Here is a 6,757-nt window from a genome sequence, read left to right as displayed (position 1 = left end):
CACCGCCCCCAACGCCGTCCTGCGCGCCCTGCCCGCGCTCCCGCCGGACCTGTGGCCGGCCGGCCTGCGGGCGGCCTGGACGGCGTCGGCGGCGGTCACCGCGATGTACGCGCCGACCGAGCCGGCGGCCTGCACCCTGCCGGGCACCCTCACCCCCGAGGAGGTCTTCGAACGGGCCCTGGCGCACGGCGACGAGCACGTGATCAAGCTCGCGGACACCGCCCTCGACGTCGGCGACGCCCCCGCCCTGGCGGCGGCGCTGCGCGCCGTGGAGCTGAGCGCCCCGCTGGGGTGAGGCGGGCGCGGGGCCGGACGCGGAAAGGAAATCGGTACCGGGGCGCGTCGTCGGATCCGGCGGCTTGAACGTGTACACCGGGGCGGCAACTCCCCGATGGCGCATGCCCTCCGACCCTCCGGCCCCGTCGACCCCCTCCGACCCCGACGGCTCCGACGGCCCCGCCCCGGGGCGTCCGGCACCCCACCGCAGTCCCGCAGGACGGCATGCCCTCCGAAGAACGGCGCCGCCACCGGGTGCTCCGCAACCGCGCACCCCACCACCTTCACCGCGAAGGAGTCCTGACCATGCGGAAGCTCATCGTCGACCTGGTCGAGCGCACCGTCGCCACGTACGCCGTGGCGTTCCTCGGCCTGCTGCTGGCCGACAAGTTCGACCTCACATCGATCGGCTCGCTCAAGGCAGCGGCGGTCGCGGCGCTGCCCGCGGCCCTGACCGTGCTCAAGGGCGCGGTGGCCACCCGCATCGGCGACCCGGACTCGGCCGCCCTGCTGGGCCGCAGCAACCGCGAGTAGCCGGCCCGGCATAGCAGGGGGCGGGGCGCTATCGGGCGCCCCGCCCCCTGTCGTTGATGTCCGGTCAGCCCTCGGCCGGGAACTCGTCCCCCCGGATCGCGGTGATGAAGGAGTCCCAGGCGGCGGCCGGGAAGAGGAGGGCCGGGCCGTGGGGGTCCTTGGAGTCACGCACAGGGACGAGACCGGGAAATCCGGGGGCCACCTCGATGCACTCGCCCGCGTTGTCCCCGCTGTAGCTGCTCTTGCACCACTGCGCCCCGCTCAGCTCGGCGTTCCGCATACCGGTATTCCTCCGTTACTTCGGTCATGAAGGCATGGGAGTCGTCGACCGAGAGTACAGACCCGCGGACAAGGTCGAAGTCCCGGCGGGCCTCCTGCACGATCGAAGGGGCGTCGCTGAAGTGCCCTCGGTACAGGCTCTCCGAGTAGACCCACTCCTTCCCGTCGGGCAGCTCCAACAGCACCACCGATGTGGTCGGCAGCTTCCGCGTCCTGCAGGAGAACGGCGCTACCTGGATCAGAATGTTGGACCGTTCCCCGACGGAGAGGAGGTGCTCCATCTGCCTTCTCATGGTGCCCGGTCCACCGATGACGCTCCGGATCGCGCTCTCATGGAGCACGACGATCATTGACGGCCCGTTGTCGACCAGGTAGCGGTCCTGCCGACTCAGCCGAGCCTCCACCCGCTCGGCCAGCCACTCCGGGTTGTTCCGGGCATCGCCGAGGCGAAACATCTCGTAGGCGTACTCCTCGCACTGAAGCAGCCCGTTGATCCGCATGTACTGGAGCACCCGGGCGGCCACGGCCTCCGCTTCCAGCTCGACGTACTTCTGGAACCAGTCGGGGTGCTCGATGTCCGCATGCCAGTCCACCCGCTCCCAGAGCCGCACCAGCAGGCCCCTCATGCCGAGCAGCTCGTCGGCTCGTTCGACGGTGTCCCTCGGCATCGAGCGCTTGCCGCTCTCGTACCGGGTGATCACCGTTCGGTGGCAGTGCAGGAGTTTGCCCAGCCCTTCCTGCGTGTAGCCCGCCAAATCGCGCGCGAAGCGGAGTGCTTCGCCGAACATCACCGCCGGGCTCGACGTGAGACCGTTCTCCAGACGCCGATGTGGCATCCCAAATCCCCTCAGGTACTGCGGGTTCCGCACTCCGGTGTGATCGTCACCGTAGTCCCGGCATCCTCCGGGTTGTTACCGGAATGCGGTCTTTTGCTTGCACAGCGTCATGGCGCGCGCCCCCGGCGTGCGCCCTTGCCGCCGACCGCTGTTCGGACGGGACAGGCCCGGTTCCCGACAGGCGTGTGCGGGAAGCCGGCCGGGCCGGCTTCCCGCACCGAGGGTGCTCGCGTTCCTCACCTGTGCCGTGGGGCGGTCACTGGTGCCAGTCGACCGTGGAGATGGCGCCGAGATCGCGCGCGATCGTGGAGAGCGGCTGGATGTAGGTGTAGGGCCTCGGCGCGCTGCCGGGGGTCGAGCCGCCCGTCACGGTGCCGACGGCGCTGGTGCCGTAGAGGGCCGCGCCTCCGCTGTCACCGTAATCCGACTGCATTCCGGCGACCTTGACCTGGCGGGTCGAGGTATAGGTCTCGTTGCCTATCGTTGTGGTGTAGGTGGAGATGCCGTCGACGAATGTTCCGCACCTCCAGCCGCTCGCCACGCCCGAGGCGCAGATGGTCCCGCCATCGACGATCTGGTTGTCCGCGCTGCGGATGTAGTCGTTGTAGACGTTGTAGCCGCTGGACGTCTTGACCGCGCTCCCGCCGGGGGTCCAGCCCCGCGGGTTGTCCATCGCGATCAGCGCGTAGTCCGAGGCGGGGAACTGCCGGTCGGCGATGTGGCCGATCCGGGTGTTGCCCTGGTTGTCCGGCCAGCTGTCGTCGCGCCGGACCGCCGGGTTCGACTGCCCCAGCCAGCAGTGGCCGGCGGTCACCAGGTAGGTCACACCGGCCTGTTTGATCATGATTCCGGCCGAGCAGGTGCCGGTGTTGTTCTCGTCCCGCAGGCCGTCGCCCCCGACCAGGCCGGTCCGGGCGTAGGCGGTCCCCTGGTGGGTGGTGACGCTGACCTTCGCACGGTCGGCGTCGGTGATGCCGGCCGTCCGCAGCATCGCCTCGGCGTCCGTGCCGGCCGGCACGTCCAGCACGACACGGTTGGTCCGGCTGTCCAGGGACCAGGAGCTGTCGCCCGGCGTCAGCTTCTTCTCCGCGGCCGCGTCGAGCCGCTCGTGCACCTCCCGGAGTTCGGCGGTGGTGTAGGCGGCGCGCTGCGGGATGATGCCGGCGGCCCGGGCCGCGCGCTCCCCCTCGTCGTCCAGCACGTTGGCGTGGACCTCGCCGTCCATCACGTCGAGCCACACGCCCGCGGCCCTGTCACCCTGGCTGTCGCGGAACGCCCGGGCGGTCTTCGACAGCCCGCCCTCCGCGGCGAGGCGCTGCGCCACCTGCTGCTCGGGGAGCCCGAGTTGCTGCGCCAGCGCGTGGGCGGCGCCGCCCGGGGCGGCCGGGGGCGTCAAGGCGACGGTTCCGGTGGCCGAGGCCACGGCCGGGCTCTGGGCCGCGGCCGGTGCCAGGGTCACCCCGGCGAGCAGGAGCGCGGCTCCGGCCCTGGCGAGGGTCTTCCTGGAGACCTTCATGGTCATCTCCTTCGTGCGGATCGAACGTGTTGAGGTGAGAGGGGAGCGAGCGGGCGCCGGGCCACCGCTCAGGCGAGGATGTTCATCTGCGAGGACATCAGCCGGTACTGGCCGGAGGCGTAGTCGTAGGAGACGTAGCCGGTCCAGTACGCGCCGACCAGCGAGTCGGTGAGCTCCCGGGTGAAGGTGTACGAGGTGCCGTACGAGGCCCACTGCCAGGCGCCCGAGACGTAGGAGTTCACGCCGCACTTGTCCGGATCGCAGTTGTACAGCCCGACCCAGTCGTACTTCCCGACCGGGTTGCCGTTGTAGTTCCAGCCGATCGTGACGACCTGGGTCTCCTTCACGTGGACGGCGGCGGCCCAGGTGCCCGGCGCGGACTGGGCCGCCGCGGCGCCCTGGGCGGGCAGCGCGCCCAGCAGGGCGAGGGCCAGCGCCGCCGCCTTCGTCGACAGGGCCACCGGCTCAGTCGATGTGGGAGCGGTGGGACTCGATGATGCGGTACTGGCTGGAGGCGTAGTCGTAGGAGATGTAGGCCGTCCAGTAGTCGCCGCTGACCGCCGGGACGCTGGTCAGGTACGAGGTGCCGTGGTTGTAGGCCCACTGCCAGGTCTCGTAGTTGTCGATGCCGATGGCGTTCGGGTCCCGCTTGTAGAGGCCGATCCAGTCGTACTTGCCGACGTTGTTCGGCGGGGTCCAGTTGATCTGGACGTAGCCGCCGTTCTTCTCGGCCCAGGTCGTGGGCGCGTCCGCCGCCAGCGTCGAGTTCGGCGCGCCCTGGACGCTCCGGACGCCTGCGGGCACCGCCGCCGAGGCGGTGGCCGTGCCCGCGAGGGGCAGGGCGACGGCCGTCACCAGGGCCGCGACGGCGGCGGCACGGGTGCGATGGGGAATGCGGGACATGCGAGTCCTCCTGGGTCGTCTGCCGGCGGTGCCACCTGGCGGCCGCCGAGTCCGTGACCGGACCAGGAACACGCTCGTGGACTCCCGCAGACAAGCGGTCAACGTCCTGTCGACACCCTGGTCACCACGGCCGCGGACACCCCGCCCGGCGCCCCGGGTAGACAACCGATGAACGGCGAAACGGTGAACTCCCGTACCACGCCCATGATTTCAGGAGGACAGGCCTCCGCAACGGGAGGGCCGCCACGCGGATCGGAGGCAGTCCGAGGCCGGTCGGAGGGCGGCGCCCGCGGTGGTGTTACGGTCGCACCGCGCCGACCAGCCGGCCGGGTCGAGGACAGTGAGGGAGCAGGGCGTCGTGGACGGACACACGGATCCATACAAGGTGTTCATCGACGTGCTGGCCCACCGCCACGCGGGTGCCCAGCGGCAGGCTCTGACCGGGGAGTCGATCGCCGCCTACACCGAACTGAACCACCTCCTGGGGCGCACCAAGGGAACGCTGGCAAGGACGGTGTGGCTCGACTGCGCCGACGAGCTCGACCGGTGCGTGAGCCTCTACAGAAGCGCCTGGACGCGGTGCGCCTCGGTGGTCGGCAACGACTACCCGAACGGTGCGGATACCGCGCCCTCGCCGGAGCTGGGCCCGGAGACGACCCGGGCGTTCCAGGAGGCCGCGGACGGGCTCCGGGCCGCGCTCGCCGTCCTGCGGAGGGAGGCCCGCCTGCTCGGCTGCGAGAGCTGGGTTCGCTAGGGGCTTCCCTCCGACCCGGGTGGCGGCGGGGAATGCGAGGGCCGGGGGGAGGGGCGGTGGCGGGGCCCGTCACAAGTGGAGCCCGCGCCACCGCCGGAGTGCAGAGAGACCGCCTCGGGCCACCGGGGCCGGGCGGTCTCTGCTGTTCGGGCGGGCCCATGCGCCAACACGGCCCGCTGCCGATGTTCCCGAGATGTTGGAGTGAACAGCGCCCCCCGGGTTCCGGACCCGCAGGTCCGGGTGACGCCGCTGTCAATCGTCACACCCGGCCAGGACGGCTTACAAGGGCGCGCTGCACAAAGGCGCATCAAAATCCGGTTTCGATTCGTTGAACTGCGGCTTTCTGGTACGACGTTCGCAAGATTTCAGGTAGGGGCCGGGACTGTCGCGCATCAATCCGCGCGATGTTCGCCGAACCGATTGGGATTCACCCATATGCCTGACAGAGTGTCATCCAACGGGCACCCCGTGCGACGCCAACCGCACAAGTGCCCACCCGTTGGAGTGGACAGTGATATAGGAGGGTTCCCTCGATGACGAGGAAGCGGAACAAGCGCGTCCCCATCCCCTGCGCGGACGGCTTCCCGAGGCCCGCGCGCCGCCCGGCCCTGCCCTGGCCGTTCGTGGCCGGACAGTCGTCCGTGACGGCCGTGACCGCCGGCCAGGTGGCCGTGGTGATCGTCGTGGTCGTCCTGACGGTCGCGCTCACCGCCGCCCTGGTGGTGACCGGCATGTCCGCCGGAGTGGCGCTCGAACTGACCACCGGGGGCTGGCTGTTGGCCTCCAGGCTGCAAAGGGGACGGGCCTAGGGGAGAGCGCCTGCCTGCGATGGGACGCCGAGAGAACCCGATCGAGACGACCGAGCCGGCGCTGAGCCGACTGGCCGCCTGGCTGCGGGAGCAGCGCGAGCAGGCCGGGTTGACGTACAGTCAGCTCGCCGTTCGGACCAACTACCACGCCACCACCCTGCAACGGGCCGCCAGCGGACGCTCCCTGCCGAGCTGGAAGGTCGTCGAGGCCGTCACCGGCGAATGCGGCGGCGACCTCAAGACGGCCCGGCGCAAGTGGGTCCACGCCAACTACTGGGCCCACGTGCCCCGCCCCTCGGGGAGCCGGCGGCTGCGCGCACCGAGGCGGGTCGACCCCCAACAGGTCGACTCCTTCGCCGACTTGCGCCGGGCGATGCACGAGATGCGCCGCAAGGCCGACTGGCCCTCCCTGCGGGAACTGGACCGCCGGGCCCGCGACCGGGGAGGGCGCCTGCCCTCCAGCACGCTGGCCCTGGTCCTCAAGGGCGAGGCCCCGCTGCGCAAACCCGTCTTCCTCGCCTACATGGAGGTCTGCGGGGTCCGGGAGGCCCGCCGCGCTCTGTGGGCGGCGGCCTGGGACCGGACGAACAACGCCCGCACCCCGTTCCCGGTCAACTCGCGCACGTACCAGAGCGAGTTCACCCGGGCCATGCAGTCCTCCAGTGCCGGGACGTCGACGGACATCCTGTTCCGGCTCTGGATGACCCTGCGCACCAACCTGGCCGCCGACCGCGACGACGGCCCCGGCCACTCCGGCGCGGCGGGCCGCGGAGGCACCGACGACAACCCGCCGGTGCTCGTGTGACCCGGTCCGCGGCCGGGACGCGCCACCCGCGTCCCGGCCGCGGGC

The 6,757-nt window shown here is 71.2% G+C and carries 9 protein-coding genes and 1 pseudogene; 5 read left to right on the top strand and 5 right to left on the bottom strand.

What is annotated here, in order from left to right:
• Positions 1-295: pseudogene (locus AE652_RS32065) on the top strand (hypothetical protein); the annotation flags it as partial.
• Positions 296-582: 287 nt separating this feature from the next.
• Positions 583-810, top strand: coding sequence for a holin (locus tag AE652_RS32060; protein WP_049657972.1), 228 nt, complete (start codon positions 583-585; stop codon positions 808-810).
• A gap of 64 nt (positions 811-874) precedes the next feature.
• On the opposite strand, the gene AE652_RS49575 is transcribed toward AE652_RS32060, so the two are convergent.
• The 5 genes from AE652_RS49575 to AE652_RS32030 form a co-directional block, all read right to left on the bottom strand.
• Positions 875-1,012 carry a DUF397 domain-containing protein gene (locus AE652_RS49575; RefSeq protein ID WP_310593046.1) on the bottom strand — a complete coding sequence of 46 codons (138 nt, stop codon included), beginning with the start codon at positions 1,010-1,012 and terminating at the stop codon, positions 875-877.
• On the bottom strand, positions 975-1,958 hold the full coding sequence (locus AE652_RS48625; RefSeq protein ID WP_082346111.1) for a helix-turn-helix transcriptional regulator: 984 nt from the start codon (positions 1,956-1,958) through the stop codon (positions 975-977). The genes AE652_RS49575 and AE652_RS48625 overlap by 38 nt, the downstream gene beginning before the upstream one ends.
• Before the next feature lie 223 nt (positions 1,959-2,181).
• Positions 2,182-3,441, bottom strand: coding sequence for a S1 family peptidase (locus tag AE652_RS32040; protein ID WP_159028608.1), 1,260 nt, complete (start codon positions 3,439-3,441; stop codon positions 2,182-2,184).
• Positions 3,442-3,509: 68 nt separating this feature from the next.
• Positions 3,510-3,902, bottom strand: coding sequence for a hypothetical protein (locus AE652_RS32035; protein WP_049657962.1), 393 nt, complete (start codon positions 3,900-3,902; stop codon positions 3,510-3,512).
• Between the two features lie 4 nt (positions 3,903-3,906).
• Positions 3,907-4,344: a hypothetical protein gene (locus tag AE652_RS32030; RefSeq protein ID WP_049657959.1), complete on the bottom strand. Its 438-nt coding sequence runs from the start codon at positions 4,342-4,344 to the stop codon at positions 3,907-3,909.
• 358 nt (positions 4,345-4,702) lie between these two features.
• On the opposite strand from AE652_RS32030, the gene AE652_RS32025 reads away from it, so the two are divergent.
• The 3 genes from AE652_RS32025 (at position 4,703) to AE652_RS32015 (ending at position 6,712) form a co-directional block, all read left to right on the top strand.
• Positions 4,703-5,098: a hypothetical protein gene (locus tag AE652_RS32025; RefSeq protein WP_159028607.1), complete on the top strand. Its 396-nt coding sequence runs from the start codon at positions 4,703-4,705 to the stop codon at positions 5,096-5,098.
• Positions 5,099-5,631: 533 nt separating this feature from the next.
• On the top strand, positions 5,632-5,907 hold the full coding sequence (locus AE652_RS32020) for a hypothetical protein (RefSeq protein WP_049657955.1): 276 nt from the start codon (positions 5,632-5,634) through the stop codon (positions 5,905-5,907).
• Between the two features lie 19 nt (positions 5,908-5,926).
• Complete coding sequence (locus tag AE652_RS32015) at positions 5,927-6,712, top strand: helix-turn-helix transcriptional regulator (RefSeq protein WP_049657953.1); 786 nt, start codon at positions 5,927-5,929, stop codon at positions 6,710-6,712.
• The last annotated feature ends 45 nt before the right edge of the window (positions 6,713-6,757 follow it).

It is taken from the genome of Kitasatospora sp. MY 5-36 (assembly GCF_001182915.1).
GTDB lineage: Bacteria > Actinomycetota > Actinomycetes > Streptomycetales > Streptomycetaceae > Kitasatospora.
Note: the sequence above shows the minus strand (reverse complement) of the source record. Positions and strands in the feature narration are given on the sequence as shown.

Bases quoted from the DNA above. Each gene is read 5' to 3' on its own strand.
- AE652_RS32060 (WP_049657972.1), top strand. From the start codon at position 583: ATGCGGAAGCTCATCGTCGACCTGGTCGAGCGCACCGTCGCCACGTAC.
- AE652_RS32040 (WP_159028608.1), bottom strand. From the start codon at position 3,441: ATGAAGGTCTCCAGGAAGACCCTCGCCAGGGCCGGAGCCGCGCTCCTG.
- AE652_RS32030 (WP_049657959.1), bottom strand. From the start codon at position 4,344: ATGTCCCGCATTCCCCATCGCACCCGTGCCGCCGCCGTCGCGGCCCTG.
- AE652_RS32020 (WP_049657955.1), top strand. From the start codon at position 5,632: ATGACGAGGAAGCGGAACAAGCGCGTCCCCATCCCCTGCGCGGACGGC.
- AE652_RS32015 (WP_049657953.1), top strand. From the start codon at position 5,927: ATGGGACGCCGAGAGAACCCGATCGAGACGACCGAGCCGGCGCTGAGC.